The following is a 26058-nucleotide window of genomic DNA, read 5'->3' on the forward strand; positions in this document are numbered from 1 at the left end:
GAGTAGGTGAGTAGGGGAGTAAGTCGGGCACGAAACATACTCCCTTATTCCCTTATTCCCTTCATCGCTTCCGCAATTTTCCCCGCCAGCCGCGCCGCCACATCTTCCTTGCTCATGTCAGGCCATTCCTCGATGCCATCTTGCGAGACGATGCGGACGTGGTTCCGGTCGCCGCCCATGACGCCGTGCGAGACGTCGTTGGCGACGATCCAGTCGGCACCCTTCTTCTCCAGCTTCTTTTGAGCGTTGGCTAGCAGGTCCTGCGTTTCCGCAGCGAAGCCGACGACGAGGCGCGGGCGATTGGCGTGGTGGCCGATAGTGGCGAGGATGTCGGGGTTTTCGACCATGCGCAGCATCGGCGGCTCGGCGCCCGGCTGCTTCTTGATCTTCTGCGACGCTGCGCCCTCTGTGCGCCAGTCGGCGACAGCGGCGACCATGACAGCGGCATCCGCAGGGAGCAGGTTTTCGACCGCCTGCTTCATCTGCCGCGCAGTCTCGACATGGGTGACAGCAACGCCTTGCGGATTCGGGATCGACACGGGGCCGGAGACGAGATGCACATCCGCGCCAAGGCGGGCGAGCGCTGCCGCGATGGCATGGCCTTGCTTGCCCGAGGAGCGGTTGGCGATGTAGCGCACGGGGTCGATCGGCTCCACGGTCGGGCCTGACGTGACGATGATCTTCCTGCCTGACAATGGCAAGTTTGCCGGCTTGAAGAAGGTTTCGACGGCGGCGACGATTTCCAGCGGCTCGGCCATGCGGCCCGTTCCCGCCTCGCCGCCTTCAGCCATCTCGCCCCTGTTGGGTCCAACAAAACGGATGCCGTCGCCCGCCAGCGTGGCGCGGTTGCGGCGTGTGGCGGGATGGTTCCACATCAGCGGGTTCATGGCGGGGGCAATGAGCACCGGCACCGTGGTGGCGAGCAGAACGGCGGAGGCGAGATCGTCCGCAAGGCCATGCGCCATCTTCGCCATCAGGTCGGCGGTGGCGGGGGCGACGACGATCAGATCCGCCTCGCGCGACAGGCGGATATGGCCGACATCCTGCTCGTCCTCGCGCGAGAAAAGGTCGGTGAAGACGTGATCGGCCGAGAGCGTGCCGACCGAGAGCGGCGTGACGAATTCCTGCGCCGCGCGGGTCATGACCGGGCGGACGCTCGCGCCACGCTCGCGCAGGCGGCGGATCAAGTCGAGGGATTTATAGGCGGCGATGCCCCCGCCAATGATGAGCAATATCCTTTTATCCCTCAAGGAAGGGATTATACCCGCCGCTTTTACCTGATGTACGGGGATATCAGGCGCGTCAATATCTCCTAGGATGAGCCGCGCCTCCTCTTCCATGGACCGGCCGTTGCGGGCGGCGCGCAGACGTAGCCGCTCCTTCGCCGCGTCGTCGAGATTACGGATGGTGATACTGGCCATGTGATTGCAACCCTTGCCCAAAACGCAATCATTGCAATCAAATTACGCCCATTTCGCTACGAATGGAAGCGCAAAGCGATTGCAAGCACGGCTAATGCAAGCAGCGCAAAGCCGACACGCCCCCAGCGTGAGCGCCGAGCGGAAGCCCTGCCGATGGCCTCCGCTGTCTCGGGCGCGAGCCGCAGTCCCTCCTCCGCCATATGGTCCAGCTCATAGGTGATCCGCTCGAAGCGCTTGACCATGTCAGGCGTCTGGCGCAGCAGATGGAGAAGCGCGAAGCCGCTTTCGCGCGCGTCCGCCATCATGCCGACCGGGCCGAGACTTTCCCTGATATAATTGCCCACGACGGGCTCCGCGGCCTTCCACATGTTAAAATGCGGGTCGAGCGTGCGGGATACACCTTCCACGACCACCATAGTCTTCTGCAAAAGCAGCAGCTCGGGCCGGGTCTGCATGTCGAAGAGCTCGGTCACCTCGAACAGCAGGGTCAGCAGCTTGGCCATGGAAATGGTCTGCGCCGACTGGCCGTGGATCGGCTCGCCGATGGCGCGGATGGCCTGGGCGAAGCTCGCGGCGTCATGGCGATGCGGCACATAGCCGGCTTCGAAATGCACATCGGCAACGCGGGCATAATCGCGCGTGATGAAGCCGTAGAGGATTTCGGCGAGGAAGCGCCGCTCCTTCTTGCCGAGCCGGCCGGTGATGCCGAAATCGACGGCGACGATGGTGCCCTGGGGATCGACGAAGAGATTGCCCGGATGCATGTCGGCGTGGAAAAAGCCGTCGCGCAGCGTGTGACGCAGGAAGGACTGGATGAGCGTTTCGGCGAGCTTGCGCAGATCGTGCCCTGCGGCGCGCAGGCCCTCGATATCGGACATCTTGACGCCGTCGATCCATTCCAGCGTCAGCACGTCGCGGCCCGTGCGCTCCCAATCTACGGCAGGAACGCGGAAACCCGGATCGTCCTTCACATTCTCGGCGATTTCAGAAAGCGCCGCCGCCTCCAGCCGCAGATCCATCTCGATGCGCGTCGACTGGGCGAGCGTCTGGGTAATCTGGACCGGGCGCAGACGGCGCGTGGCGGGAACATAGCGTTCCTGCATCTGTGCCAGCATGAAGAAGCTTTCGAGGTCGCGGGCGAAGCGCTGACGCACACCGGGGCGGATCACCTTGACCGCCACCTTATGCGGCACGCCATCGCGCATCACCTCCGCCGGATGGACCTGGGCCATGGAAGCCGCTGCGATGGGCTCGCCGAAGCTGACGAAAAGGTCATCGATCGGGCGGCCAAGCGAGCCTTCGATAGCCCTGACCGCAGCGTCGCGCGGGAAATAATCGAGACGGTCCTGCAGCAGTGCCAGATCGAGCGCCACATCCCGCCCGACAATATCGGGCCGTGTCGCCAGAAACTGACCCAGCTTCACATAGGACGGCCCCAGCCGGTTCATCGCGCGGGACATGCGCTCCGATCGGAGCGTGGTGCGGGCACGGCGGCGCGCCAGCAGCCCGGCGACGCGATGGCCAAAGGCGGGCAGCCCGCTCAACCCATCGGCGGGCAGCGCGGTGATGACGCCCTCGCGCGTCATGATCCATCCGGCCTGGAGAAGCCGGAAGGCGGCGGCGAGTCTGCTCATGCGACGATACTCGTGCTCATCAAGTTTAAAGTTTCCAGCCGGAATGTAGCGCGGCGATGCCGCCGGAATAATTGCGCCAGGTCACGCGCTCGAAGCCGGCGGCGCGGATCATGTCGGCGAAATCGGCCTGGCGCGGGAATTTGCGGATGGACTCGACCAGATAGCGGTAGGAATCGGCGTCACCGGCAACGAGGTCACCGATGCGCGGAATGGCATTGAACGACCAGGCGTCGTAAAAGCGGTCGAGCAGCGGCATTTCCACTTCGGAGAACTCGAGGCAGAGGAAGCGCCCGCCCGGCTTCAGCACGCGGTAGGCTTCCGCCAGCGCGCGGTCGATATGCGGCACGTTGCGGATGCCGAAGGCAATGGTGTAGGCGTCGAAGCGATTGCTCTCAAAAGGCAGTTCCTCGGCATTGGCCTCGACGAATTCGATATTGTCGGCAAGGCCTTTCTTCACGGCCCGGTCATGGCCGACGGCAAGCATCGAGCCGTTGATGTCCAGCACCGTGGCGCGGGCTTGGCGATTGGAGGCCTCCAGAATGCGGAAGGCGATGTCGCCGGTGCCGCCCGCGACATCGAGCACCTGCCAACCCTCGCGCTTGGGCGGCGACAGCCAATTGACCATCGCGTCCTTCCAGACGCGGTGCATGCCGGCGGACATCAGATCGTTCATCAGGTCGTAGCGGGAGGCGACGCGGTGGAACACCTCGTTGACCAGCCCCTGCTTCTCCTCCTCCGCGACCTTGCGGAAGCCGAAGGATTGCTCCATGCCGCCGCTCGGGCCGACACGGGCCGCGCTACCATGTTCCTGGCTCATACCATCACCTACCTATCTCGATGACATCGATATAAAGCTTGCATCAGGCGAAACAAGCAGGCACGAGGTGTTTAAAACTAATCTATGCATATGAGACCATCATGAGCGTCACCGTCATCGACCATCCGCTTGTCCAGCACAAGCTCACCATCATGCGCAAAAAGGAAACCTCGACGGCGAGTTTCCGGCGGCTGCTCAAGGAAATCTCGCTGCTGCTGTGCTACGAAGTGACGCGCGATCTGGAACTGACGACGACACGCATCGAAACGCCGCTGACCGAAATGGATGCGCCGACGCTGGAAGGCAAAAAGCTGGTCTTCGCCTCGATCCTGCGCGCGGGCAACGGGTTGCTGGAGGGAATGCTGGATCTGGTGCCTGCCGCGCGGGTCGCCCATATCGGGCTCTACCGCGATCACGATACGCTGCAGCCCATCGAATATTATTTCAAGGCGCCGGAGGATATCGTTAACCGGCTCATCATCGTGGTCGATCCGATGCTCGCCACCGCCAATTCGGCCATCGCGGCCATCGACAAGCTGAAGGAGCGCGGCGCGAGCAATATCCGCTTCCTTTGCCTCCTCGCCGCGCCCGAAGGCATCGAACGCTTCACCAAGGCGCATCCGGACGTCCCCGTCTACACCGCCGCCATCGATAGCCATTTGAACGACAAAGGCTATATCGTGCCGGGTCTGGGCGATGCGGGCGACCGGATGTACGGGACGAAGTGACTTTCTGACCTTTTGCCGCGCTTGGCTTGAAAACAGATGGCACCTAGACTAAGTTTAGTGAACTAAGTCAGGAGTGTGTCATGCGCACCGTCAATATCCATGAAGCCAAGACGCACCTTTCGCGCCTTATCGACAAGGCGGCCAAGGGCGAGCCCTTCGTCATCGCCAAATCCGGCAAGCCGATGGTGAAAGTCGTCGCCATCGATGCTGCAGCCCCTGATGCCAAACGCCGTATCGGATTCCTGGACGGCCAGTTTTCCATTCCAGATGATTTCGACGATATGGGGCGCGAGGAAATAGAAAAATTGTTCGGCGGCGAAGGATGAAGTTCCTGCTGGACACCCATCTCCTGCTTTGGGCGGCGGGCGAGCCTGAAAAGCTGCCGCCAGCAGCTTTCGCCGAAATCGGGAACGCCGATAATGAGCTTCTGTTCAGCGCGGCGAGCCTTTGGGAAATCGCCATCAAGCGCGGCCTTGGCCGGGCGGATTTTACCGTCGATCCCCGCCTGCTGCGCCGTGGCCTCATCGATAATGGCTTTCTCGAACTCCCTATTACGAGCGAGGACGCCGTTGCAGTGGAAGGCTTGCCGTCCATTCACAAGGACCCCTTCGACCGGCTCCTCATCGCTCAATCGATCGTGGAGGGCATCCCGCTCATGACCGTAGACGAAATGGTCGCCCGGTATCCCGCACCCATCCGCCGGGTGTAACTATTTATCCCTTCGGCGTGCTTTGTAAAAACTCGATCAGAATCCGCGAAAGGCGCTCCGTCTGCTCGACCGGGCTGCCATGGCCGCCGGGGATTTCAACGAATTTCGCGCCAAGGCTTTTTGCCAGTGCCCTTCCTTCCGTGGGCAGGGCCAGCACATCTTCCGAGGCGGAAACGACGAGGGAGGGATGGCTCCACGGCTTGTTCCATGGCTGCGCGTCGAACGGCTTCAACGCCGCCAGTTGGCGCGCCTGATCGGCAGCCGACTGCGGCACGGGGTTTTCCTTGAGCAACGTTTTGAAAGCGGCGATGTTTTCCGACTGCGTGAGCCATTCGCTCCCCGCCACCCAAGGCAAGGTGGCATCGACCAGATGATCGAAATCGACACCGGCGTGGCGCAGCGCGAGCAGGCTTTCCAAGGCCATCAGCGCGGCCTGCCGGAACACCGCCGTGGAATTCAGAATGACGCAGCGCCCGCAGACTTCGGGAAATTGCGCCAGCATCGTCTGGGCAATCGCGCCGCCCATGGATTGGCCGATGATCGCCGGACGACCAAGCTTGAGGTGTTTGATGAGCGCCGCCGTATCCTTGGCCATGTCCTTGACGGAGAACGGCTTTCCACCGTCCTTGGTGCGGCCAATGCCCCTGTTGTCGAATGTGACGACCTGAAATTTCCGTGCCAAGGCAGGCACCATCGCATCCCAGAATGTATGATCGCAGGTATATCCGGCGATCAGAACGATGGGATCGCCCTTTCCTTGAACCTCATAATACAGATCAATATTATTGAGTTTCATTATTATCTCCGAATAATACTTCTATATTGATCGTATTATTAGGGGAAATTCTAAAAATTCTATTTTTAACCTGCAATCCGCCGCTTCACCGGACGAGTAGCGCGAGGACGCAGGGGTACGAAACCATAGGCCTCCTGAACGGCGCGGACCGCCACATCGGCGGATAGCTCGTCGCGGGCATGGACCAGCGCCAGCGGATCGCCCGCGTTCATTTCAGCGCCGATGGGTTGAAGAGCGGTGAGACCTACTGCGTGATCGACCGCATCCTCCGGTCTTGTGCGGCCGCCACCAAGCGCGACGACGGCAAGCCCGAGCGCACGGGTCTGCACCGAGCCGACAAAGCCTTTTTGCGGTGACGGGACTTCCCGGATGATCGGGGCAACGGGGAGATAGTGCGCGGCCCGCGAGACGAAATCATTCGGCCCGCCAAGAAGCGCCACCATGCGCCCGAACACCTCCGCCGCCTTGCCGCTCGTAAGGGCCTCGCGCGCTTTCTCCATCGCTTCAAGCGGCGTTGCCGCCAGCCGGGCGGTGACGAGCATTTCGGCGGAGAGCGCCAGCGTCACTTCCAGAAGCCGCGCATCGCGCTTATCTCCGGTGAGAAAATCGACGGCGTTCTTCACCTCCACCGCATTGCCGGCGGCGAGCGCCAGCGGCTGGTCCATATCGGTCAGCAGCGCCGTGGTGGGAAGGCCCGCACCATTGGCGACCGCGACCAGGCTTTCCGCAAGGGCGGTGGCGTTACGGCTTTTCTGCATGAAAGCGCCGTTGCCGGTCTTCACGTCGAGCACCAGGCCTTGCAGCCCGGCGGCGAGCTTCTTCGACAGGATCGAGGCGGTGATGAGCGGGATCGATTCCACCGTCGCCGTCACGTCGCGAATGGCGTAGAAGCGCTTGTCGGCGGGGGCGAGGTCGGCGGTCTGGCCGATAATGGCGCAGCCTGCCTCGCGCACCGTCTTCTCAAACAATGCCTTGTCCGGCTGGCTGATATAGCCCGGGATCGAATCCATCTTGTCGAGCGTGCCGCCGGTGTGGCCGAGGCCGCGTCCGGAAATCATCGGCACATAGGCGCCGCAGGCGGCGACGATGGGGGCGAGCATCAGCGAGACATTATCGCCGACGCCGCCGGTCGAATGCTTGTCAACGACAGGGCCATCGAGCGAGAACCAGTCGAGCACATCGCCGGAATCGCGCATGGCGAGGGTCAGCGCCACCGCCTCGTCACGGCTCATGCCGTTGAAGAAAACCGCCATGGCAAAGGCAGCGATCTGCCCTTCGCTGACAGCGCCGGAGGCGATGCTGCGGGCGAAGAAGGCGATTTCTTCGGGGGGAAGCGTCTTGCCGTCGCGCTTGGCGCGAATGATTTCCTGCGGCAGCATGGGTCAATAGCCCGAGGTCGAGGCGGGGCCGCCGCTGCCGAGCTCGCCGAGCACATCGTCGAGCAGCTTGGATGCGCCGAAACGAAAGGTCTCCGGCTTCACCCAACCGTCGCCCATGATCTCGTCGGCGAAATCGAGATAGAGCGCGGCGTCTTCCAGCGTACGAATACCGCCTGCGGGCTTGACCCCGGCATCACGGCCGGAATCCCTGATCGCCTCCAGCATGATGCGCAGCGCGGTAGGCGTTGCATTCACCTCCGCCTTACCAGTCGAGGTCTTGATGAAATCCGCGCCCTCTTCCAGCGCCACTTCCGACGCGGTCTCGATCAGCGCTTCATCGGCGAGCTTGCCCGTCTCGAGGATGACTTTGAGCTTCACCTTGCGGCCGCAAAGCTTCTTGACCGACCGGATCATCTGCCGGGAGACAGCCGCGCCATTGGCAGCAAAGTCGTGATAGGGCAGAACGAGGTCGATCTCATCCGCGCCGTCATTGACCGCCTGCTCCGTCTCCGCCAGCACCTCGTCGATGTCGGTGCCGCCATGGGGAAAATTGACGACGGTGGCGACCCTGACGCCGGTGCCGTGCAGCAGCGCCTTGCCCGTCTCGACAAAGCGCGGCCAGATGCAGATCGCCGCCGTGGGGCCATGCGGGGTGATCGCCCGGGCGCTCAGCTCCGCCACCGCCTGCGCGGTGGAGTTCTCGTCGAGATCGGTCAGGTCGATCAGGGGCAGGACGCGAAGCGCCAAAGTTCTGCGGTCGGCTGCGTTCATGCTATGTCTCCCACTGGGCATGATACCGAAATTGCTTAGGGTTCGGATAAGATCATGCGGCCAAAAAATGTTCCAGGATCGTTTGCAGGCGCTTGCCCCCGATGGGCGCCATGTCCTTTGTTTCCTGATGCGACAGTTCCGCGCCGGTCATGCCGGCACCGTAATTGGTGATGACCGAGCAGGCGGCGACGCGCAGGCCGAGGAACCGCGCGAGAATCACCTCCGGCACGGTGGACATGCCGACCGCATCCGCGCCCAGCACCCGCGCCATGCGGATCTCAGCGGGCGTCTCGAAGGAGGGCCCGGAGAACCACATATAGACGCCCTTCGAAAGCGCCTCGCCCGCCTTCGCGGCGGCTGTCTCGAGGGCGTGTTTCAGCTCGGTATCATAGGCGGATGTCATGCCGACGAAACGCGCGTCGGACGGCTCGCCGATCAGCGGGTTCATGCCGGAGTAGTTGATGTGATCGTCGATCAGCATGACGCTGCCGGGGGCGAGGTCCTCGCGCACGGAACCGGCGGCATTGGTGAGGATCAGGCTTTCGATGCCGAGGCTTTTCAAGGTCTCCAGCGCAGGGCGCATGATGGCGGCATTGCCATGCTCGTAATAATGGGCGCGACCGGAGAGGATGATGACCGGCCTGCCGGACAACCGTCCCGCCACCAGCTCGCCCGCATGGCCGGAAACACCGCTTGCCGGGAAACCGGGGAGATCAGCATAGGGAATACGCACAGCGTCTTCCACCGCGTCCACCAGAGGACCAAGTCCTGAGCCCAGCACGATGGCGAGCCTTGGCGCGAGTTTCGCTTCTGCAAGCCTCGCGGCGATGCAGCTGGCCGCTTCGTTCATCTGGCTCATCCCCCGATCACATCCGTCTTGAAACCGCGCGGCAGCAAATCCCCCAAGCGTACGGTTTCCACCACGCCGCTGTTATCGCACAGATGCAGCGGCGTGTCCGGCCCGGCGAATTCGGCCAAACGCTGGCGGCAGCCGCCGCAGGGCGAACATTTCTCCAGCTTCTCGGCGACGACGAGGATTTCGGATATCTCGCCGCCCCCTCCCATGACGAAGTGCGAGAGCGCGGTCGTCTCCGCGCACCAGCCTTCCGGGAAGGAAATGACCTCGATATTGCAGCCGGAATAGATACGCCCGTCTTTCGTGCGCAATGCCGCGCCGACAGGAAATTTCGAATAGGGCGCATGGCATTTCTGCATTGCGCTGAAAGCGGCGTCGAATAGATCTGTTGACATAATTACCGTTCCTTGACGTAGGGCACACCACCAGCCCTGGGCGGGATGGCCTTGCCGATGAAGCCTGCCAGCAGCACGACGGTCAGCACATAGGGCAGCGCTTGCATGAACTGCGCGGGGACATGGCCGATGAGCGGCAGCGGGCTGCCCTGCATGCGGATCGCCAGCGCGTCGAGGAAGCCGAAGAGCAGGCAGGCGAACATGGCATTGACCGGCCGCCATTTGGCGAAAATCAACGCGGCGAGCGCGATATAGCCCTTGCCTGCCGTCATGTCCTTGACGAAGCCCGCGCCCTGCGCCTGCGCAAGATAAGAGCCCGCAAGACCGCAGAGGATGCCGCAGCAGATCACCGCGCGATAGCGCAGCCACGGCACTGAGATGCCCGCCGTATCGACCGCCGCCGGGTTCTCGCCCACCGCTCGCAGGCGAAGGCCGAAGCGCGTGCGGTAAAGCACCCACCAGGTGAAGGGCACCATGAGGAAGGCGAGATAGGTCAAAAGCGAATGGCCGGAGAGGAGCTCGGAATAGACATACCCGATAAAAGGCACGTCTTTCAGGGCTTCCGCGCCGGGCAATTGCAGCGCGCCGAAACGCGCCTCGCCCGGCAGCGCAGGCGTGCGCCCGCCCTGCTGGAACCATGCCTGGCCGAGGATGACCGTCGTTCCCGCCGCGATGAAATTGATGGCGACGCCTGAGACGATCTGGTTGCCGCGATGGGTGATCGAGGCGAAGCCATGCACGAGGCCCAGCAGAACCGAGACGAGGACTGCCGCCAGCAATCCGGCATAGGCCGAGCCGGTGATATAGGCGACCGTTCCGGCGGCGAAGGCGCCCGCCAGCATCTTGCCTTCGAGGCCGATGTCGAAAATGCCCGCGCGCTCGGAATAAAGCCCGGCGAGGCAGGCGAAGAGCAGCGGCACCGTCAGGCGGACGGTGGAATCCAGGAGCTGGATGAGCGTGACGTAGGCGTCCATCAGTGGCTCTCCCCGGTGGTGATGGGCGCGGCGCGTAAAGCCGAGCCACCGATGCGTCCGAACAGGCGCTGGATGGCGGGGCGGAACATATGCTCAAGCGCGCCGGCGAAGAGGATCACGAGCCCCTGGATGATGACGATCATGTCGCGCGAGATGTTGGGCATGTCGAAGGCGATTTCCGCGCCGCCCTGATAGAGCATGCCGAACAGGATGGCGGCGAGCACGATGCCGACCGGATGCGACCGGCCCATCAGCGCCACGGCGATGCCGACGAAGCCCGCGCCGGAGACGAAATCGAGCTGCATGCGATGCTGCGCGCCCATGACCGGGTTCAACGCCATCATGCCCGCCAGCGCGCCCGATATCATCATGGTGATGATGATGATCTTCGCCTGGCCGATACCGGCATAATCGGCGGCGCGGGGGCTGAAGCCCATGGTGCGGATTTCATAGCCGAGCTTGGTCCGCCAGATCAGCACCCAGACGAGGAAGGCTGATGCCAGCGCTAGCAGGAAGGACACGTTGAACGGCGCAGAGCGCACCTGCAGGCCAAAGATCTGCAGCAGCCAGCCCAGTTGGGGTAATTGCCCGCCAGGGCCGAAGACGGCGGTTTCGGGCGCCTGGGAAGCCGCCGGTTTCAGCGCGCCGACCAGCAGATAGACCATGAGGCTGGCGGCGATGAAGTTGAACATGATTGTGGTGATGACGATATGCGAGCCGCGCCGCGCCTGCAGCCATGCCGGGATCAGCGCCCAGAGCGCGCCGGCCAGCGCCGCGCCCAGGATGGCGAGCGGAAAAGTCAGCCACCAGGGCAGCATATTGCCGAAGGCGAGGCAGACGAGCGAAACGCCGAGGCCGCCAATATAGGCCTGCCCCTCGCCGCCAATATTGAACAGGCCGCAATGGAAAGCGACCGCGACGCAAAGGCCGGTGAAGATGAAATTGGTCGCGTAATAGAGCGTATAGCCGATGCCCTCGCCCGAGCCGAACGCGCCCTTGACCATGAGCGCCGCCGCCTGCAGGGGGTTCTCCCCGACGAGCAGCACGACCAGCCCGGCGACGAGAAAGGCGACGGTGAGGTTGATGAGCGGAATCAGCCCATAATCCGCCCAGGCGGGAAGTTTTGCGAAAGGTTGGCTCATGGCAACGCCTCGATGATGGCCTGCGCGGTGGAGATGCGGGCATATTCGCCATCCAAGATGGAGAGCGTCAGGGCGTGGACCTCTTCCGCCGTCCATGTCCGCCCGTTACGGTCCTTGCGGTCGATACTTGCCACCGCATCCTCGGCAACGGTGACTTCGAAGCCGAGATTGGCGGCCATGCGCACCGTGGCATCGACGGAGTTTTCCAGCAGCACGCCCGCCACGACCAGGCGGCCGACCTGCAATTCATCGAGCACGTCCATCAGATCCGTGCCGATGAAAGCGTTGTTGGTGCGCTTGTCGACGACCGGCTCGCCCATTCGCGGCGCGACTTCCGCCTTGAATTCATTGCCATCGGTGCCGGGAAGGTAGGGCGACTGCGGATCGGTGGAATCATGGCGGATATGGATCACCGGCAGGCGGCGCTCGCGCCAGGCGGCGAGCAGGCGCGCCATGGCGGCTTCGGCTTCGGGCTGGCCGCGCCGGCCCCATTTGGGATCATCGATCGCCTTCTGCACGTCGATGATGATGAGTGCCTGTGTCTGCGTCATTACTCAGCCGCTTCCTTGTTTTCCACGCCCGCCATCAGCAGGCCGATTTCGCCTTCGCTCGCCTGCCCGTCGCATTCGCCGACGACGCGCCCGGCGAACATCACCAGGATGCGGTCCGAGAGCGAACGGATCTCATCGAGCTCGACGGAAACGAGCAGCACCGCCTTGCCCGCGTCGCGCATCTCGATGATGCGGCGGTGGATGAACTCAATGGCGCCGACATCGACGCCGCGCGTCGGCTGCGCGACGATGAGCACGGATGGATCGCGCTCGATCTCACGCGCCAACACAATCTTCTGCTGATTGCCGCCGGAGAAATTGGCGGTCTTGAGCCGCGTGTCGGCGGGACGGATATCATATTGGCCGATCTTCGCCGCTGCATCCGCGCGGATGGCTTCGATGTTGAGAAACGGCCCTTTCAGATAGCGCGGGTCGTCGTGATAACCGAGAATGGCGTTCTCGCTTTCCTCGAAGGGAAGCACCAGCCCCATATGGTGGCGATCTTCGGGCACATGGGCGAGCCCGCGCCGCCGCAGTTCGGCGGGATTGGCCTTGCCGGTGACATCGACCGGCTGGCCGTCGAGCAGGACCTTGCCTGAAATCGCGCGGCGGATGCCGGCAATCGCCTCGATCAGTTCCGACTGGCCATTGCCCGCGACACCGGCAATGCCGACGATCTCTCCGGCACGCACATTGAAGGAAACATTCTCGACGGCGATGCAATCCCTGTTGTCGCGCACGCTCAGATTCTCGACCGCAAGCTTGACCGCACCGGGCTTTGCCTCCGCCTTGTTGACACGCAGGAGCACGCGTCGCCCGACCATCAGCTCCGCCAGTTCCTCGACGCTCGCCTGCGCCGTCGGCAGCGTGGCGACGATCTCGCCGCGCCGCATGACCGAGACATTGTCCGTGACGGCCTTGATCTCGCGCAGCTTGTGCGTGATGAGGACGATGGTCTTCCCCTGTTCCTTCAACTGCCTGAGAATGCGAAAGAGATGATCCGCCTCGGCAGGCGTGAGCACGCCGGTCGGCTCGTCGAGGATGAGAATATCCGCGCCGCGATAGAGCGCCTTCAGGATTTCCACGCGCTGCTGGAGGCCGAGCGGCAGATCCTCGATCAGCGCGTCGGGGTCAACCTCGAGGCCATATTCCTGCTCCAGCCGCCGCAACTCCGCCCGCACCTTGGCAATACCCTTGGCCAGCAGCGGCGCACCCTCGACGCCGAGCATGACATTTTCCAGCACGGTGAAATTCTCCACCAGCATGAAATGCTGATGCACCATGCCGATGCCCGCCGCGATGGCCGCATTCGGATCGGTGATGGCAACCTTTTTACCATTGACGCGGATCTCGCCACGGTCGGCCTGGTAGAAGCCGTAGAGGATCGACATCAGCGTCGACTTACCCGCGCCATTCTCGCCGATGATGCCGTGAATGGTGCTCCGGTCGATGCGCAGATGAATATCGCGGTTGGCATGAACCAACCCGAAGCGCTTGTCGATGCCGTTGAGTTCGATTGCAGCTTCCGCCATTTCCCCATCCGTGGGTCACATTTAAACAGGGCTGCATCATCCGAGGACACCGCCCATGTCAACATTAAAGACTCCTGAAATCCGCACAAGCGGTGGATTCACAGGCCCGCCTCTGGCAGAGTCGGTTCTTGACCATGCGACAGGAGCGATGATGAACGGATCGGATGCGGAACGCCTGACGGAACTAGAAATCCGCGTGGCCGAACAGGACAAGACCATCGAGGAGCTTTCGAGCGAGATCGCCGAGCAGTGGAAGACCATCGAGGCCATGCGCAAGAAGCTCGACGCGCTGACCGACCGGTTCCTCGTGCTGGAAGAACAGACCGCGCCGGATATTCCGGTGACGAAGCCGCCGCATTGGTGAGGGCAGGCTCTCCCCGTCAATTCATGTGGTAGTAACGTCGCAAAAACAAAACCGCCGGGCTCATCACCCGGCGGTTTCGCGTTCATCGTCCGAGCTGCCCCATCAATACGGGCACTTGTTGTCGGTCATATAATCGTGGACCTTGATCTTTCCGGCGATGATGTCGGCCTTGGCGGCCTCCGCAGCCTGCTTCATTTCCGGGGTGATCAGCTTCTCATTGTCCTTGTCGACCGCGTAGTCGACGCCGTTTTCCTTGAGGCCCAGAACCTGAACGCCGCTGGTGAACTTGTTGTCGGCGACGTCCTTGAAAGCGTTGTAAACGGCGACGTCGACGCGCTTGACCATCGAGGTCAGCACATGGCCGGGATGCAGGCCGTTCTGGTTGGAGTCGACGCCGATGCCGAGCTTGCCCGCATCGGCGACCGCCTGGAGAACGCCGATACCCGTGCCGCCGGCGGCATGGTAGATGACATCCGCGCCCTGGTCCATCTGCGACTTGGCGATCTCGGCGCCCTTGGCCGGATCGTTCCAGGCGGCGGGCGTATCGCCGGTCATGTTCTGGATGACTTTCGCGTCCTTGTTGGTGGCCTTGACACCGCCGACATAACCGCAGGCGAATTTGCGGATCAGCGGCACATCCATCCCGCCGACGAAGCCGACCGTGCCGGTCTTCGACGCCAGGGCGCCGAGGAGGCCGACGAGATAGGAGCCTTCTTCATCCTTGAAGACGACGGAGCGGACATTCGGCTTCTCAACGACGGCGTCGATGATGACGAATTTGGTGTCCGGGAATTCATCCGCCACCTTCTCGATGGCAGCAGTAGCGGAAAAACCGGCAATGACGACAGGTGAGTTTCCATCCTGCGCGAATTTGCGCAGGGCCTGCTCGCGCTGCGCCTCGTTCTGGATTTCGAATTCGCGATAGGCGATGCCCGTGTCGGCCTTGTATTTTTCGGCGCCGAGATAAGCCGCCTCATTGAAGGATTTGTCGAATTTTCCGCCGAGATCATAGATGACAGCCGGCTTTTCATCCGCCGCGAAGGCGCTTGCCGGCAGACCGGCGACGGACAGGACAGTCGCGGCCATCAGGCCCGTGATAAATTGTTTCATTGTCTCAACCCTCTGGATCACTCTTCACACATAACCATTATCTAGCGCGCAGAACCCACCCGCACACTTGGCCTTCTATCTGGCATGGTGTCGCAAAAATTTCACGCGGAATCTCGACGCTGTGGAAAATCCCACAGCGCCCGCCATGCTTTCCGGAAAGCAGTAACTATGCGATGCAGGCGACGCCGGTGCCCTTGAGGCCGCAATAGCCGCCGGGGTTCTTCGCCAGATATTGCTGGTGGTAATCCTCGGCATAGTAGAATTCCGGCGCATCGCGGATTTCCGTGGTGATGGGTCCAAGTCCCTTCGCATCCAGCGCCTTCTGGTAGGCTTCGCGGCTTGCCTCGGCAGCATCGCGGTCGTCAGGCGAGAAGGTGTAGATGGCGGAACGGTAGGTCGTGCCGATGTCGGCGCCCTGACGCATGCCCTGCGTCGGGTCATGCTCTTCCCAGAAAGCCCTAAGGAGATCGGCGAGGCTTATGATGGCGGGGTCGTAAACCACCAGCACCACTTCCGTATGTCCGGTGAGGCCGGTGCAGGTTTCCTCATAGGTGGGGTTGGGCGTGATGCCGCCGGCATAACCCGCGGCCGTGGCATGAACGCCCGACATGCGCCAGAACAGCCGCTCTACGCCCCAGAAGCAGCCCATGCCGAACATGATCTTCTTCATGTTGTCCGGCCACGGCCCCTTGAGCGGACGGCCCGTGATGAAATGGGTGCTCGCAGTGGGAATCGGCTCCGCACGGCCCGGCAGCGCCTCTTCCGGGGCGGGCATCTGCAGCTTCTTCGTCAGTTTTTCCATCAGGGTCATCGGGCTTCTCCAATCAGTCTGCCACCACATAGCCGAACCGGGCTTCGCGGCGGTAGGTCAGTGTATGGAACAACAGCGCCAGCACCGCCAGAATCAGCCAGGCCGGCTGCTGCAGCACCCAGATGAGCGCCGGGTCCCACGCCATGGGGCTTATGTAATGCGTCACCAGCGCTTGTGCATCGGCCAGCGTCTGCGGCGATGCGGCGGACCAGATGTCATGGAGCGGCGTGGCGACCATTTTTCCGGCCCCGACGGAGCGGGCGGCGTCGAGCACGGCGCAGATGACCGCGAGCGCAAGGGATGCAACGGCGAGTACGCGAGACAGGAAACGCAGCATGGATGTGTCACTCTACGAATGTTCCGGAGCCTTCTGAATTTAGAGCGCGGCAAGGCTCAGCGCAATCGGCCAGCGCATGGTTCGGAATTCTTTTCAGATTCACGAAATAGCGGTTGAACCCGGCGGCTTTCTGGCTATAGTGCGCGCCGCACCGGATGGTAGACGCCTAACCAGCGCCACAGAATCCCCGGTGCATTTGTTTACCCGTTTCGCCACCCATTCGGGAGAAAACGGACGAACGGAGAGGTGGCCGAGTGGTTGAAGGCGCACGCCTGGAACGCGTGTATACGGGAAACCGTATCGAGGGTTCGAATCCCTCTCTCTCCGCCATAAGCTTCAATTTCCCTGGTTACGTTCGATCAAACTGCTCTTTTTGTTTTTGGCCCTGTAGCCAAGCCAAGAAATACCATCACTGACCGATTGAGGCGCACCATGTCCTCATCATCCAGCCGTCCGACCAAGCTGCCTATTTTCGCTTTCGGGACAGTCGTAATCTTATCGACCATCAGGCGGGATATTGTACGCAGATTGTTGCGTTCACTCGGCTCGATGGGAAGCCTGAATAAAGGGGCTTCCGTCTCATCCGATGTGAAGGCGCAGATGGTAATGGAGTCCGTCGCGTCGAAACTGTCGTCCTGCACAATTACCACCGGACGAGGCTTGCCCGCATAGTCTTTGCCGCCTGCGACCGTCCAGATCTCGCCGCGCCTCATTCATTGTCCCAATCGGAAATGGCATCGATAAATGCCTGATCCTCATCGGCCTTCGCGCTGGCGGCGACGGCGAGCGATTGACTGTGCGCCTTGGTTTTGAAGGCGGGCGTACGGACGTCCGGCACCCAGATCTGGATCGGACGCAAGCCTTGGGCGCGCAGGCGAGCGCGATGCTCTCCCACCTTCACGCGCGAGGACCGGGACTTGGATGGAGACGGCATGGCTTTTTCCTTCAAGGTTACATGTAACCTATCACAGATATCGGGCGATGCCAACAAATCGTCGATGACGACGATTCGGAAACCCCGCCATCGTGCTGTCATGGGGAACGATAGGCGCGGTACCTGCGTTCCGTCATCGAACCGCTCAACACAGGCGAAATTCATGGCGAGGACAGGCACGATCCGCATCGGCATATCGGGATGGACGTATGCACGCTGGCGCGGGGTGTTCTATCCGGAAGGGCTGCCGCACCGTCGGGAGCTCGCTTACGCCGCGGAGCATTTTCCCTCGATCGAAATCAACGGCACGTTCTATGGGCTGCAGCGGCCTGAAAGCTTCGCGCGCTGGAGCGAGGAAACGCCTGAGGATTTCGTCTTCGCCATCAAGGGCTCGCGTTATATCACCCATCTGCGACGGTTGAAGAATGTTGAGACGCCGCTCGCCAATTTCATGGCCTCGGGCCTGTTGCGTTTGGGCCCGAAGCTCGGGCCGGTCCTCTGGCAGTTTCCGCCGAGTCTGAAATTCGACCCGGAATTGTTCGACGCGTTCCTGACCTTGCTGCCCCGTGACACCGATGCGGCTGCCGAGCTCGCACGACGGCACGATGTGCGGCTCGAAGGGCGCGCGTTTACCCGGAGCCATACAAACCGGCCGCTCCGCCATGCGCTGGAAATTCGCCATGACAGCTTCCGTTCGCCCGAATTCATCGCGCTTCTGCGCCGTCATAAAGTGGGGCTCGTCGTCGCCGATACGGTGGAATGGCCGCTCTTGATGGATCTCACCACCGACTTCGTTTATTGTCGGCTGCATGGCTCGGAGGAACTCTATGTCAGCGGCTATGACGACAAATCGCTCGACCGCTGGGCGGCGCGGATACGCGCCTGGGCGCAGGGGCGCGAGCCTGAGGACGCCGAGCGGGTGACGGCACCAACCAAACCGCTCGGGACGGGGCGCGATGTCTACGTTTATTTCGACAATGACATTAAAGTACGCGCGCCCAGCGACGCGCTGGCGCTGATGGAACGCCTCAGCGTCAAGTGGCAGCAGGCTGCATGATTTAACCCGCTGCAAAAAAGGCGGCCTTGGAAGCCGCCTTTTTTGGTTCAAAGCAAGGGGAGGATTACCGACCCGCCACGATCGAGGCGATGACACCGCTGGCGATGCTGATCAGCAGGTAATCATTGTTTACCCGCACCCACTCATGGCCGCGCGGCGGCTTGCTGAGGCGATAGCGGCCATAGTCGCGCACGACATGGCTGCGGTAGCTGCGCGGCAGCTGCTTGCCCCGCGTCCAACGCTCGCGCCGGTCGTCATGACGGCGCCAGTCGCGACGATCATCATGGCGCTTGTTCCACGATTTCTCGACCCGAGGCGGATGCCCATAGCCCGGCTGACGGTACTGGGCGAATGCCGCCGAGGGAGCGAGAAGCGAAAGCGCGGTGACGGCGATGACAAGATTTTTCATCTTGATTCCTTGTTGGTTGGGCATGTGAAACTCACGCAACCACCATCGTTCCTCACCCGTGAATGGAACATGAATGGCCGGATTAAATCGCGGTAATGTCAGCCTCACGAAAGCGTGAGCTTCACTCCGCCGCCTCGGCAGAAGAGTTAGCCTCGCCGGGCATATAGTTGAGGATCGGTCCCAGCCAGCGCTCGACCTCCTCCACGCTCATGCCTTTGCGGGCGGCATAGTCCTCCACCTGGTCGCGCTCGACTTTGGCGACGCCAAAATAATAGCTTTCGGGGTGGGAGAAATAGAGGCCCGAGACGGATGAGCCGGGCCACATGGAATATCCCTCGGTAAGCTCGACTCCCGCCGCTTTTTCCGCATCGAGCAGGCGGAAGAGCGTCGCCTTCTCGGTATGGTCGGGCTGCGCGGGATAGCCCGGCGCGGGGCGGATGCCCTGGTAACCTTCCGCAATCAGTTCGTCACCCGTCAGGTTTTCATCCGGCGCATAGCCCCAGAATTCTTTGCGCACGCGCTCGTGCATGCGTTCGGCAAAGGCTTCGGCGAAGCGGTCGGCCAGCGCCTTGACGAGGATCGAGGAATAATCGTCATTGGCGCGCTCGAAGCGCTCGGCAATGGCCACTTCCTCGATGCCCGCCGTCACCACGAAGCCGCCGAGATAGTCCGGCTTGCTCCCGAGCGGCGCAACGAAATCAGAGAGCGCGATGTTCGGCTTGTCGCCACGTCGCGAGAGTTGCTGGCGAAGCGTGAAGAAGGTGGCGAGTTCTTTTTCACGGTCCTCGCCGGTGAAAAGCCTGACATCGTCGCCGACGCTGTTGGCCGGCCAGAAGCCGATGACGGCGCGCGGCCGGAACCACTTCTCCTCGATGATCTTCTTCAGCATTGCCTGCGCATCGGCATAAAGCTGGCGCGCGGCTTCGCCCTGTTTTTCGTCTTCGAGAATGGCGGGGAAGCGGCCCTTCAGTTCCCATGTCTGGAAGAAGGGCGTCCAGTCGATATAGCGGGAGAGTTCCTCCAGATCCCAGTCTTCGAATGTGCGGGTGCCGAGGAAGCTTGGTTTGGGTGGTGTATAGACATCCCAGTCGATCAGCAACGCATTGGCGCGGGCGCGGGCGAGCGGCAGGCGCTGCTTCTCCGCCTCGTTGCGGGCATGAGCAGCGGCGACCTTGGCATATTCGGCGCGCACGCCCTCGATATAGGCTTGTCTTCCCTTCGACAGGAGACTTGAGACGACGCCGACGGCGCGGCTCGCATCGACCACATAGACCGCCTGGCCGCGTTCGTAGCGCGGGTGGATTTTCACCGCGGTATGCACCCGGCTGGTGGTGGCGCCGCCGATCAAGAGGGGAATGTCGAAGCCTTCGCGCTCCATCTCGGAGGCGACATGGGCCATCTCGTCGAGCGACGGTGTAATGAGGCCGGAGAGACCGATGATATCGACCTTCTCCGCGCGCGCCGTTTCCAGAATCTTCTGCGCCGGGACCATGACGCCGAGATCGATGATCTCATAATTGTTGCAGGCGAGCACGACGCCGACAATGTTCTTGCCGATATCGTGCACATCGCCCTTGACGGTCGCCATCAGCACCTTGCCGGCGCTCTGGCGCTCGCCGCTGCCGCCATTGAGGCGCTTTTCCTCTTCCATGTAAGGCAAGAGCACCGCCACCGCCTGCTTCATCACGCGGGCGGATTTGACCACCTGCGGTAGGAACATTTTGCCGGAGCCGAAGAGATCGCCCACCACATTCATCCCCGCCATCAAAGGACCTTCGATGACATGCAGCGGCCGCTCGGCGGCAAGCCGTGCCTCCTCGGTATCCGCCTCGATATATTCGGTGATGCCGTTGACGAGCGCATGCTCCAACCGCTTCTCGACCGGCCATTCGCGCCAGGAAAGATCGCGCTCCTTCGCCTCCTTGCCCGCCGCCCCCTTAAAGCGCTCGGCAAGCTCCAGCAGGCGCTCGGTCGCGTCGGGACGGCGGTTGAGCACCACGTCCTCGCAGGCCTCGCGCAATTCCGGCTCGATCGATTCGTAGACCGCCAGCTGACCGGCATTGACGATGCCCATATCCATCCCCGCCTGAATGGCGTGGTAGAGAAACACGGCATGCATCGCCTCGCGCACCGGCTCATTGCCGCGGAAGGAGAAGGAGAGGTTCGACACGCCGCCCGAGACATGGACGTGCGGCAAGGTGCGGATGATTTCCCGCGTGGCTTCGATGAAATCGACGCCGTAATTGTTGTGCTCCTCGATGCCGGTGGCGACGGCAAAGATGTTCGGGTCGAAGATGATATCCTCGGACGGGAAGCCCACCTTTTCCGTCAGCAACTTATAGGCGCGGGTGCAGATTTCCACCTTGCGCGCTTCCGTATCCGCCTGCCCCTGCTCATCGAAGGCCATGATGACGACGGCGGCGCCATAGGCCCGGCAGAGCTTCGCATGATGCAGGAAGGCTTCCTCGCCCTCCTTCATCGAGATGGAATTGACCACCGGCTTGCCCTGTACGCATTTCAGCCCTGCCTCGATCACCTCCCATTTGGAGGAATCGATCATGACGGGCACGCGGGCGATGTCCGGCTCGGCAGCGATGAGATTGAGGAACTCGGTCATCGCCTTTTGCGAATCGATCAGCCCCTCATCCATATTGACGTCGATGATCTGCGCGCCGTTCTCCACCTGGTCGCGGGCGACATCGAGGGCGCTGGCATAATCGCCCGCCGTGATCAGTTTGCGGAACTTCGCCGAACCGGTGACATTGGTACGCTCGCCGACATTGACGAAGGGGATGTCCTTGGTGAGCGTGAAAGGCTCCAGCCCGGAAAGCCGCATCAGAGGCTCGGCTTCCGGAATTTCCCGTGGCCTATGACGGGAGACGGCTTCGGCGATGGCGCGGATATGGTCCGGCGTCGAGCCGCAGCAGCCACCCACGACATTGACCAGCCCCTCGCGGGCGAAGGTCTCGATCTGCGCCGCCATCGCCTCCGGACTTTCGTCATACTGGCCGAATTCATTGGGGAGGCCGGCATTCGGATAAGCACAGACAAAGGTATCGGCGACGCCGGATATCTCCGCCAGATGGGCGCGCATGGCATTGGCCCCCAGCGCGCAATTGAGCCCGATGGTGAAAGGCCGGGCATGGCGCAGCGAATACCAGAAGGCCGTTGGCGTCTGGCCGGAAAGCGTGCGGCCGGAGAGATCGGTGATCGTACCCGAGATCATGACCGGCAGGCGGACGCTCTTTTCAGCAAAGACTTCTTCCGTCGCGAAAACCGCCGCCTTGGCGTTGAGCGTGTCGAAGATCGTCTCGATCAGGATGATATCGGCCCCGCCGTCGATGAGACCTCGGATTTGCTCGGCATAGGCGATCTTGAGGTCATCGAATGTGACGGCGCGATAGCCCGGATTGTTGACATCGGGCGAGATGGAAGCGGTGCGGTTGGTCGGCCCCAGCGCCCCGGCGACGAAGCGGCGGCGTCCATCCGTCTTCTCGGCGCGCAGCGCCGCACGGCGGGCAAGCCGCGCGCCATCCCGGTTCAATTCATAGACCATGGCCTCCATGCCGTAATCGGCCTGCGCGATGGAGGTGGAGGAAAAGGTGTTGGTTTCGATGATATCCGCGCCCGCCATGGCATAGGCGTAATGGATTTCCTCAATCGCCTTGGGTTGGGTGAGCGTTAAAAGATCGTTGTTGCCCTGAAGCTGGCAATCGCAGGCGGCAAAGCGCTCGCCGCGAAAATGCTCCTCGTGGAAGCCTAGCCCCTGGATCTGCGTTCCCATCGCGCCATCGAGGATTAGAATCCGTTCCCGCGCGGCCCTGGTGAGCGCAGCCAGAACCTCGGAACCGTCCCGCCTCGGGGCTTCTGCCCCGAAGAGATCGTCAATGGAACTCATGAAACAAATACCTGCTCTGCCAGCCAAAGGGGATGGGCGAGCAGATTTAATGACATAAAGATATGTTTATGTCAATGAAGTGCACCTTCCAGCGAGGCGACCAGCGTGACGAACATCTCACGCAAGCGAAGCGGGCCGGTCAACGGGCCTTGATAGCGATCAAGCCTGCGGATTTCCTCGGCGGCGGCGGCAGCCATGTCGGCTTCCTTGGGCAACCACAAAAGCCAGGCGATAAAGATTTCCTCAGGCGAGCATTGCGAGGCGGCGCGGCGTCTGGCGATGGTCTCGGCGGCAGGTTCGGCAATCGGCATCAAAATCCCCGGTGATGGTGACGGGGATATTCGAGCGCGCACGAACGGAAACAGGTGGCCTTGCGCCATCCATTGCCAAGCGATGCACCGGGACACCCCGCCCGTTGACCTATTCACGGGATGCTCTCACATCCCTCGCATCGAGGCAGGTCTCCTGGCTCGCGGGTCATTGCGACTGTCGGCCTTCCCGGTCTCAAGACCAGTGGCATTCAATGACAGCAGCTCGCCGCATACAGTTGCGGGGGCAGCGCCGGCCTTGTATTCTTGGGGAATACGCACCGGCTTCCCTCTTAGCCCTCAAGCGGATTTTACCCGACTCAAAGGACCTCGATGATTCATAAGGACCGCCTGATGGTCCCGTGTCAACACGCGGAGGGGTTATAAGACGATTTCTTACATGACATAGGCGGCGATGGAAGCGGCGACGAGCGCGACCGCAGCGGCGATCATCAGGCCGTAGATGCGCGGGCGGTCGAACAGCACCGCGAAAGCCGAGCCCCACGCAACGATGGCTGCGCCCAAGGCGAAGAGGAAGCCGGGCTTGTCCCCAACGGTAATGTTGACCGCCATTAAACCGCCGATGATGAGCGCGCCGAATACAATCAGCAGCCCAGTGGCGTATCTTTCATAATCGTCCATTTGCGTTCCTCGGATGCCCGCATTTGCTTTACGCATAACATTATTACCGCTCACGTCCAACAGCATCAAATGGGGATTTCTGATAGGATCTATCGGATGGAATCGCTGGGACTGACCATTTTCGACACCGCGATCGGCCCTTGCGGCATCGCATGGGGCGAGCGAGGAATCGTCGCGCTGCAACTGCCGGAAGCGAATGCAGCGGCAACGCTGGCACGGCTGCAGAAGCGGCTTCCGGCGGCGCGGGAGAGCGAAGCGCCCGCCTTGGTGCTGGACGTGATCGGCCGCATCAAGGCGCTCCTCGAAGGCGAGAAAGCAGATTTGTCGAACGCGCCGCTCGACATGGAAAACCTGCCGCCGCTGCACCGGCAGGTCTATGAAATCGCGCTGCGCATACTGCCCGGCGAAACCGTGAGCTATGGAGCGATTGCAAGGCAAATCGGCGATATCAGCCTGTCACAGGCGGTGGGGCAGGCGCTCGGCAAGAACCCCTATCCCATCATCGTCCCCTGCCATCGCGTGCTCGGCGCGAATGGCAAGACGGGCGGGTTTTCAGCCAATGGCGGGGTCGAGACGAAACTGCGCATCCTCGCCATTGAGGGCGCGCGGACCAGCAGCGAGCCGGATCTTTTCGGCAATCTGCCGCTGGCGGTGAAGCCCCGGCGCGGGTGATTTACCTTACCTTCGACACCACATCCGCCGAAAAACGCAGCTCGCGCATCGGGCGGACATGTCTGGTGGTTTCGGCGTAGGTGGGGTGAGCCTTATAGGCTGCAAGCGCCGCTTCGTCGGCGAATTCCGCATAGACGACGAGATCGATCTTGTCACAGAGCGGATCGACCTTAGTGTTCTCCAGAACCTCGAACAGATCGGAATGGGGAATCGTCCCCAGCCGCTCCAGCCCGGCGCGGATCTCCTGGATATCCTGCCCTTCCTTGGCGCTGAAAAAAACGATGTGCCGGATCATGACGGAGTTCCTTTCGAGGGGGAGTCGGGAATAGGGGAGATAGGGGAATATGTTTTGGGGAGCAAGCGGCAGCCTCCTCCCCTATTCCTTGTTCCCCTAAGCCGCCTCCCGCCCCTTTTCCGTACCCGGCGCCAGTGTCACTTCGAGGCCGTTCAATTCCGGCGTCATGATAAGCTGGCAGGAAAGACGGGAATTGTCCTCGACATGGAACGTCTGGTCGAGCTGGTCCTGCTCCTCGTCCAGCGGCGCATAGAGCTTGTGCGCCCACGCCTCATCCACATAGACATGGCAGGTGCCGCAGGCGCAAGCGCCGCCGCACTCGGCCTTGATGTCGAGCCCCCAGTCGCGGATGATCTCCATCACGCGGAAGCCTTCGAGCGCCTCCAGCGTGTGGCGCTCGCCGTTCTGGTCGGTGACGTGGATGAGAAGCGTATCGGAACTCACTATGCTGCTTTCAACTTTTTCTGCAGAGAGGTGGACGAGGTCGTGTACTGGAAGACGATCCGCTCGCCGGGCGCGACAATACGCTTTGCCGCCTGCGCCATCAAGGCTGCCTCGTGGAAGCCCGAAAGGATGAGCTTCAGCTTGCCGGGATAGGTGTTGATGTCGCCGATGGCGAAGATGCCTGGCTCTGATGTCTCGAATTTCTCCGTATCGACGGCGATCAGGTTCTGGTCGAGGTTCAGTCCCCAATCGGCTATGGGGCCGAGCTTCATCGTCAGACCGAAGAAGGGCAGCAGCCGGTCGGCCTCCAGCACTTCCCCGCCTTCCGCGCCCTTGATCACCACTTGCGACAACTCGCCATCCGCTCCGTTGAGGCTGGCAAGCTGCCCCATGCGGAACTTCACACGGCCTTCCTTCTCCAGCGCCCACATCTTGTTGACGCTGTCGGGCGCGGCGCGGAATTCGGGGCGGCGGTGGACGAGCGTCACGGACTTCGCCACCGGCTCGAGGTTCAGCGTCCAATCGAGCGCCGAATCGCCGCCGCCGACGATCACCACATCGCGGTCGCGGAAGGCTTCGATCCTGCGCACGGCGTAGAAGACGGATCGGCCCTCATAATGCTCGATGTCGGGCACCGGCGGCCGCTTCGGCTGAAAGGAACCGCCGCCGGCGGCGATGACGACCACTTTGGTGAGGAAGACTTCGCCCGCATCGGTCTCGACGCGGAAGCGGCCATCTTCGAGGCGCGTCAGAGCGGTTACCATGGTGGAGAAATGGAATTGCGGACTGAAAGGCGCGATCTGCTTCAGGAGATTGTCGGTCAGCTGCTGGCCGGTGACCTCCGGGAGGCCGGGAATGTCATAGATCGGCTTTTCCGGATAAAGCTCGGCGCACTGCCCGCCCGGGCGGTCGAGAATGTCGATGACATGAGCACGCAGGTCGAGCAGCCCCAGCTCGAACACCGCAAACAGGCCCACCGGCCCCGCGCCAACGATAACAACATCGGTTTCAATCGTATCGGACATCAATGCTTCCTGTCTGCATAGGTCATAAGAATATTTCTTGAGAGGTT

At 62.0% G+C, this 26058-nt stretch carries 30 protein-coding genes, 1 tRNA gene and 1 riboswitch; of the genes, 7 read left to right on the plus strand and 24 right to left on the minus strand.

Annotation, left to right across the window (positions count from 1 at the left end; all coding sequences use genetic code 11):
* Positions 1 to 44 precede the first annotated feature (44 nt).
* The 3 genes from coaBC to ubiE are packed head-to-tail and all read right to left on the minus strand — an operon-like array spanning position 45 to position 3872.
* Positions 45 to 1421 carry a bifunctional phosphopantothenoylcysteine decarboxylase/phosphopantothenate--cysteine ligase CoaBC gene (gene coaBC / locus ACOWVG_RS03910; RefSeq protein WP_420960200.1) on the minus strand — a complete coding sequence of 459 codons (1377 nt, stop codon included), beginning with the start codon at positions 1419 to 1421 and terminating at the stop codon, positions 45 to 47.
* Positions 1422 to 1477: 56 nt separating this feature from the next.
* Positions 1478 to 3055, minus strand: coding sequence for a 2-polyprenylphenol 6-hydroxylase (gene ubiB, locus ACOWVG_RS03915; protein WP_420960201.1), 1578 nt, complete (start codon positions 3053 to 3055; stop codon positions 1478 to 1480).
* A gap of 25 nt (positions 3056 to 3080) precedes the next feature.
* Positions 3081 to 3872, minus strand: coding sequence for a bifunctional demethylmenaquinone methyltransferase/2-methoxy-6-polyprenyl-1,4-benzoquinol methylase UbiE (gene ubiE / locus ACOWVG_RS03920; RefSeq protein ID WP_420960202.1), 792 nt, complete (start codon positions 3870 to 3872; stop codon positions 3081 to 3083).
* Positions 3873 to 3973: 101 nt separating this feature from the next.
* Here ubiE and upp point away from each other — a divergent pair, with 101 nt between their 5' ends.
* From upp to ACOWVG_RS03935, 3 genes are all read left to right on the plus strand, one after another.
* The gene (gene upp / locus ACOWVG_RS03925; RefSeq protein ID WP_420960203.1) at positions 3974 to 4600 is read left to right on the plus strand and encodes a uracil phosphoribosyltransferase; all 627 of its coding nucleotides are present in this window, start codon (positions 3974 to 3976) and stop codon (positions 4598 to 4600) included.
* 80 nt (positions 4601 to 4680) lie between these two features.
* Positions 4681 to 4926, plus strand: coding sequence for a type II toxin-antitoxin system Phd/YefM family antitoxin (locus tag ACOWVG_RS03930; protein WP_420960204.1), 246 nt, complete (start codon positions 4681 to 4683; stop codon positions 4924 to 4926).
* Positions 4923 to 5309: a type II toxin-antitoxin system VapC family toxin gene (locus ACOWVG_RS03935; RefSeq protein ID WP_420960205.1), complete on the plus strand. Its 387-nt coding sequence runs from the start codon at positions 4923 to 4925 to the stop codon at positions 5307 to 5309. The genes ACOWVG_RS03930 and ACOWVG_RS03935 overlap by 4 nt, the downstream gene beginning before the upstream one ends.
* Positions 5310 to 5313: 4 nt before the next feature.
* Here the strand turns inward: ACOWVG_RS03935 and ACOWVG_RS03940 are convergent, their stop codons facing one another.
* The 9 genes from ACOWVG_RS03940 to ACOWVG_RS03980 all read right to left on the minus strand — a co-directional run bounded on the left by ACOWVG_RS03940 (position 5314) and on the right by ACOWVG_RS03980 (position 13705).
* Positions 5314 to 6105 carry an alpha/beta fold hydrolase gene (locus ACOWVG_RS03940; RefSeq protein WP_420960206.1) on the minus strand — a complete coding sequence of 264 codons (792 nt, stop codon included), beginning with the start codon at positions 6103 to 6105 and terminating at the stop codon, positions 5314 to 5316.
* 65 nt (positions 6106 to 6170) lie between these two features.
* Positions 6171 to 7484 (minus strand): thymidine phosphorylase, encoded by a 1314-nt coding sequence (deoA, locus tag ACOWVG_RS03945; RefSeq protein WP_420960207.1) that lies wholly within the window; start codon positions 7482 to 7484, stop codon positions 6171 to 6173.
* 3 nt (positions 7485 to 7487) lie between these two features.
* The gene (gene deoC, locus ACOWVG_RS03950; protein ID WP_420960208.1) at positions 7488 to 8255 is read right to left on the minus strand and encodes a deoxyribose-phosphate aldolase; all 768 of its coding nucleotides are present in this window, start codon (positions 8253 to 8255) and stop codon (positions 7488 to 7490) included.
* Between the two features lie 52 nt (positions 8256 to 8307).
* Positions 8308 to 9105, minus strand: coding sequence for a purine-nucleoside phosphorylase (locus ACOWVG_RS03955; protein ID WP_420960765.1), 798 nt, complete (start codon positions 9103 to 9105; stop codon positions 8308 to 8310).
* Positions 9106 to 9110: 5 nt separating this feature from the next.
* Positions 9111 to 9506, minus strand: a complete 396-nt coding sequence (locus ACOWVG_RS03960; RefSeq protein WP_420960209.1) for a cytidine deaminase — start codon at positions 9504 to 9506, stop codon at positions 9111 to 9113.
* Positions 9507 to 9508: 2 nt separating this feature from the next.
* On the minus strand, positions 9509 to 10480 hold the full coding sequence (locus ACOWVG_RS03965; RefSeq protein WP_420960210.1) for an ABC transporter permease: 972 nt from the start codon (positions 10478 to 10480) through the stop codon (positions 9509 to 9511).
* Positions 10480 to 11622, minus strand: coding sequence for an ABC transporter permease (locus ACOWVG_RS03970; protein WP_420960211.1), 1143 nt, complete (start codon positions 11620 to 11622; stop codon positions 10480 to 10482). Before ACOWVG_RS03970 ends, ACOWVG_RS03965 begins: the two co-directional genes overlap by 1 nt.
* A complete protein-coding gene (locus tag ACOWVG_RS03975; protein WP_420960212.1) occupies positions 11619 to 12173 on the minus strand; it encodes a cysteine hydrolase family protein in 555 nt (184 codons plus the stop codon). The genes ACOWVG_RS03970 and ACOWVG_RS03975 overlap by 4 nt, the downstream gene beginning before the upstream one ends.
* On the minus strand, positions 12173 to 13705 hold the full coding sequence (locus ACOWVG_RS03980; RefSeq protein ID WP_420960213.1) for an ABC transporter ATP-binding protein: 1533 nt from the start codon (positions 13703 to 13705) through the stop codon (positions 12173 to 12175). The genes ACOWVG_RS03975 and ACOWVG_RS03980 overlap by 1 nt, the downstream gene beginning before the upstream one ends.
* 151 nt (positions 13706 to 13856) lie before the next feature.
* Between ACOWVG_RS03980 and ACOWVG_RS03985 the strand changes: the two genes are divergently transcribed.
* Entirely contained in the window at positions 13857 to 14069 is a 213-nt protein-coding gene (locus tag ACOWVG_RS03985; RefSeq protein WP_420960214.1) for a SlyX family protein, read from the plus strand.
* Positions 14070 to 14171: 102 nt separating this feature from the next.
* On the opposite strand, the gene ACOWVG_RS03990 is transcribed toward ACOWVG_RS03985, so the two are convergent.
* The 3 genes from ACOWVG_RS03990 to ACOWVG_RS04000 all read right to left on the minus strand — a co-directional run bounded on the left by ACOWVG_RS03990 (position 14172) and on the right by ACOWVG_RS04000 (position 16327).
* Complete coding sequence (locus ACOWVG_RS03990) at positions 14172 to 15179, minus strand: BMP family lipoprotein (protein ID WP_420960215.1); 1008 nt, start codon at positions 15177 to 15179, stop codon at positions 14172 to 14174.
* Between the two features lie 166 nt (positions 15180 to 15345).
* The gene (gene msrA, locus ACOWVG_RS03995; RefSeq protein ID WP_420960216.1) at positions 15346 to 15990 is read right to left on the minus strand and encodes a peptide-methionine (S)-S-oxide reductase MsrA; all 645 of its coding nucleotides are present in this window, start codon (positions 15988 to 15990) and stop codon (positions 15346 to 15348) included.
* A 13-nt stretch (positions 15991 to 16003) separates the two neighbouring features.
* Complete coding sequence (locus ACOWVG_RS04000) at positions 16004 to 16327, minus strand: hypothetical protein (RefSeq protein ID WP_420960217.1); 324 nt, start codon at positions 16325 to 16327, stop codon at positions 16004 to 16006.
* Between the two features lie 240 nt (positions 16328 to 16567).
* Here ACOWVG_RS04000 and ACOWVG_RS04005 point away from each other — a divergent pair.
* Positions 16568 to 16657, plus strand: a tRNA-Ser gene (locus tag ACOWVG_RS04005).
* A gap of 29 nt (positions 16658 to 16686) precedes the next feature.
* On the opposite strand, the gene ACOWVG_RS04010 is transcribed toward ACOWVG_RS04005, so the two are convergent.
* Both ACOWVG_RS04010 and ACOWVG_RS04015 read right to left on the minus strand, forming a co-directional pair.
* Positions 16687 to 17040, minus strand: a complete 354-nt coding sequence (locus tag ACOWVG_RS04010) for a type II toxin-antitoxin system PemK/MazF family toxin (protein ID WP_420960218.1) — start codon at positions 17038 to 17040, stop codon at positions 16687 to 16689.
* Entirely contained in the window at positions 17037 to 17261 is a 225-nt protein-coding gene (locus tag ACOWVG_RS04015; RefSeq protein ID WP_420960219.1) for an antitoxin MazE family protein, read from the minus strand. Before ACOWVG_RS04015 ends, ACOWVG_RS04010 begins: the two co-directional genes overlap by 4 nt.
* 163 nt (positions 17262 to 17424) lie before the next feature.
* Here ACOWVG_RS04015 and ACOWVG_RS04020 point away from each other — a divergent pair, with 163 nt between their 5' ends.
* Positions 17425 to 18318 carry a DUF72 domain-containing protein gene (locus ACOWVG_RS04020; protein ID WP_420960220.1) on the plus strand — a complete coding sequence of 298 codons (894 nt, stop codon included), beginning with the start codon at positions 17425 to 17427 and terminating at the stop codon, positions 18316 to 18318.
* 64 nt (positions 18319 to 18382) lie between these two features.
* Here ACOWVG_RS04020 and ACOWVG_RS04025 read toward each other — a convergent pair whose 3' ends face one another.
* The 4 genes from ACOWVG_RS04025 to ACOWVG_RS04040 all read right to left on the minus strand — a co-directional run bounded on the left by ACOWVG_RS04025 (position 18383) and on the right by ACOWVG_RS04040 (position 23575).
* A complete protein-coding gene (locus tag ACOWVG_RS04025) occupies positions 18383 to 18727 on the minus strand; it encodes an RcnB family protein (protein ID WP_420960221.1) in 345 nt (114 codons plus the stop codon).
* A 121-nt stretch (positions 18728 to 18848) separates the two neighbouring features.
* A complete protein-coding gene (metH, locus tag ACOWVG_RS04030) occupies positions 18849 to 22625 on the minus strand; it encodes a methionine synthase (RefSeq protein WP_420960222.1) in 3777 nt (1258 codons plus the stop codon).
* A gap of 71 nt (positions 22626 to 22696) precedes the next feature.
* A complete protein-coding gene (locus ACOWVG_RS04035) occupies positions 22697 to 22936 on the minus strand; it encodes a hypothetical protein (RefSeq protein ID WP_420960223.1) in 240 nt (79 codons plus the stop codon).
* A gap of 126 nt (positions 22937 to 23062) precedes the next feature.
* Positions 23063 to 23281, minus strand: a riboswitch (cobalamin riboswitch).
* Between the two features lie 48 nt (positions 23282 to 23329).
* Complete coding sequence (locus ACOWVG_RS04040) at positions 23330 to 23575, minus strand: hypothetical protein (protein WP_420960224.1); 246 nt, start codon at positions 23573 to 23575, stop codon at positions 23330 to 23332.
* 96 nt (positions 23576 to 23671) lie between these two features.
* On the opposite strand from ACOWVG_RS04040, the gene ACOWVG_RS04045 reads away from it, so the two are divergent.
* Positions 23672 to 24247, plus strand: coding sequence for a methylated-DNA--[protein]-cysteine S-methyltransferase (locus ACOWVG_RS04045; RefSeq protein WP_420960226.1), 576 nt, complete (start codon positions 23672 to 23674; stop codon positions 24245 to 24247).
* A 1-nt stretch (position 24248) separates the two neighbouring features.
* Here ACOWVG_RS04045 and ACOWVG_RS04050 read toward each other — a convergent pair whose 3' ends face one another.
* From ACOWVG_RS04050 to ACOWVG_RS04060, 3 genes are all read right to left on the minus strand, one after another.
* Complete coding sequence (locus ACOWVG_RS04050; protein WP_420960227.1) at positions 24249 to 24542, minus strand: Dabb family protein; 294 nt, start codon at positions 24540 to 24542, stop codon at positions 24249 to 24251.
* 96 nt (positions 24543 to 24638) lie between these two features.
* Entirely contained in the window at positions 24639 to 24986 is a 348-nt protein-coding gene (locus ACOWVG_RS04055) for a 2Fe-2S iron-sulfur cluster-binding protein (protein ID WP_420960228.1), read from the minus strand.
* Entirely contained in the window at positions 24986 to 26011 is a 1026-nt protein-coding gene (locus ACOWVG_RS04060) for an NAD(P)/FAD-dependent oxidoreductase (RefSeq protein WP_420960229.1), read from the minus strand. The genes ACOWVG_RS04055 and ACOWVG_RS04060 overlap by 1 nt, the downstream gene beginning before the upstream one ends.
* Between the last annotated feature and the right edge of the window lie 47 nt (positions 26012 to 26058).

The organism is Brucella sp. IR073, from assembly GCF_049065735.1.
Classification (GTDB): domain Bacteria; phylum Pseudomonadota; class Alphaproteobacteria; order Rhizobiales; family Rhizobiaceae; genus Paramesorhizobium.